The following is a 2,282-nucleotide window of genomic DNA, read 5'->3' on the forward strand; positions in this document are numbered from 1 at the left end:
CGGCGGCGACGACGGTGGCGACGACGACTGATCCGAACGGACTTGCCCGGTGCCATGTGCGCCGGGCATAATCCTCTGAAATGCCGCGTTCGCGCGCGGAGGGAGTTTTGCCGATGAGACTGCGCAGAGATCTGGCGATAGCCGCGTTGATCGGCGCGCTGAGCGTGCCCGTGGCGCCAGGGCTCGCGCGGGCCGAGACCGCGAGCGAAGCGGTCACCCGGCAACTCAAATCCTACGGCTACCAGAATATCGATGTGCACCGGACCTTGCTGGGCCGCGTGCGCATCACCGGCACCCGCAAAGGCGTCGAGCGCGAAATCGTCCTCGATCCGCGCAGCGGCGAGATTCTGCGCGACCTGTCGCGCTCCAGCCGTACGCCGATCCTGAACAATAGCCCTCTGGGCGGCAGCGCCTCGGGGAGCTATTCCGCGACCTCCACCTCCGACCGCACAACGACGACCTCCGATAGCGACTCTTCCGATCACGACTCCTCCGACGACTCCTCGGACGATAGCAGTAGCGCATCGGGCAGCGACGATGGCGGAAGCCATGACAGCAGCGACAGCGACAGCGACAGTAGCGGTGGCGGCGGCGGCGACAGCGGTGGCGGCGACGATGGCGGCGGGGAAAGCGACGATGATTGACGCCTCGGACCGGTCGGCGGGAGCGGCGCTATGACGTCGCGGCTGCGCCGTGCGGTGCTTGTCGGGGCGATCTTGCTTTTCCAAGCGGTCTGCGCGCTGTTCTTCATCTCCGATATCCTGCTGTCGGTCTTCGGCCTCTATCCCGCGCCGATCAGCTGGCAGAACCGTGAAATCCTCGAGCTTGGGGCGGCGCTTGGTCTGATTCTGGGGCTCGCGCTTGGCGCGTTCGCCTTGGCAGGTGCGCTGCGCGAGGGCGCGCGGGCGAAGGCGCGTCTGCGCCGGGCGACCTCGGCCTTCGAAGACTTGCTGGAAGAGCGTTTCTCCGACTGGGGCCTCACGGCGGCAGAGCGTGAGGTCGCGCTTTTTGCGATCAAGGGGCTGAGCACGGCGGAAATCGCGGCGCTCCGCGAGACCTCCGAGGGCACCGCCAAGGCGCAAAGCGCCGCGATCTACCGCAAGGCGGGGGTGAACGGGCGCGGTGCGCTTCTGAGCCTTTTCGTCGAGGACATGATGGACCAGCGCGCCGAGGCGGCGCAGCGCAGCGATCGCTCGGCGAAGCAGAGCGTGACGGCGGTGGCCAAGGGCTGAGCGGTCAGCCCCGCAGAGCGCGCGTATCCTCATAGGCGAAATCGATCAGCGCGCGCAGCTTGCGCGGCAGGCGCGGCCCGTCGAGATAGACCGCGTGAAGCGGGATGCGCAGCAGCGTCTCGGGCGGGAAGAGCGAGACCAGCCGCCCCGCCGCGATCTCCGGCTCCAGCACGAATTCCGGCCCATAGGTGATGCCATGCCCCGCCAGCGCCAGTTCGCAAGCGGCGCGCCCACTATTGACGCGGATCTGCGCCGGAACGGGCAGGGCGGCGATCTCTCCGCCCTCGCGATAGCGCCAATGTGGGATCGCGCTGTGATTGGTGTCATGGATGCAGCGGTGATCGGTCAGATCGGCGATTTGAGCCGGGCGGCCCGCGCGGTCGAGATAGGCGGGAGAGGCCACGACGCGCATCCCGATCTCGCCCAGCTTGCGCGCCCGCAGCGCCTGATCGCGCAGCTGCCCGATCCGGAAGGCGAGGTCGATCCCCTCGGCGGCCAGATCGGTCGCCGCATCCGAGAGCGTCAGGTCGATCACCAGATCGGGGTGGGGGGCGGCGAAGCGCGCGAGCATCTCCGCCAGATAGACCTCGCCGAAAGTGACGGGCGCGGAGATCCGCAGCACGCCCGAGAACCCGCGAGATTGCTCCGACACCGCGCCCAGAAGATCGTCGAGCCCGTCGAGCACGCTTGGCGCCTCGGCCAGCAGACGCTCGCCCGCGGGCGTCAGCCCGATCCGCCGCGTCGTGCGTTGCAGAAGGCGCGTACCAAGGCGGTCCTCCAGCTCGGCTACGTATTTCGAGGCGAGCCGGTTGGAGATGCCCAGCTGCTCCGCCCCTGCGGTGAAAGAGCCCGCGCGGGCGGTCGCGACGAAGGCGCGGAGTTGTTCGGTGATGTCCATCGCTATTCAGAACAAAATGGTAAAAGTCATTCCTGATAATATCCATTTTATTCGCGAACGGAATGGCTAATTTCCTCGCTGTATCGCGAACACACCGCACAGGGAGTGCGGTTACAGGAGATAGACCATGATCGACACCAAACTCGCCCCTT

Annotated in this window: 3 protein-coding genes; 2 read left to right on the forward strand and 1 reads right to left on the reverse strand. The window is 67.0% G+C overall.

All coding sequences use genetic code 11. The features are described from left to right. Positions 1–113: 113 nt before the first annotated feature. Complete coding sequence (locus B3D39_RS05515) at positions 114–644, forward strand: hypothetical protein (protein ID WP_274962939.1); 531 nt, start codon at positions 114–116, stop codon at positions 642–644. A 30-nt stretch (positions 645–674) separates the two neighbouring features. Then, positions 675–1,232 carry a helix-turn-helix transcriptional regulator gene (locus B3D39_RS05520; RefSeq protein WP_274962940.1) on the forward strand — a complete coding sequence of 186 codons (558 nt, stop codon included), beginning with the start codon at positions 675–677 and terminating at the stop codon, positions 1,230–1,232. 4 nt (positions 1,233–1,236) lie between these two features. Here B3D39_RS05520 and B3D39_RS05525 read toward each other — a convergent pair whose 3' ends face one another. Then, the gene (locus tag B3D39_RS05525; protein ID WP_274962941.1) at positions 1,237–2,130 is read right to left on the reverse strand and encodes a LysR family transcriptional regulator; all 894 of its coding nucleotides are present in this window, start codon (positions 2,128–2,130) and stop codon (positions 1,237–1,239) included. Between the last annotated feature and the right edge of the window lie 152 nt (positions 2,131–2,282).

The organism is Thioclava sp. UBA3469 (genome assembly GCF_002378135.1).
Classification (GTDB): domain Bacteria; phylum Pseudomonadota; class Alphaproteobacteria; order Rhodobacterales; family Rhodobacteraceae; genus Thioclava; species Thioclava sediminum.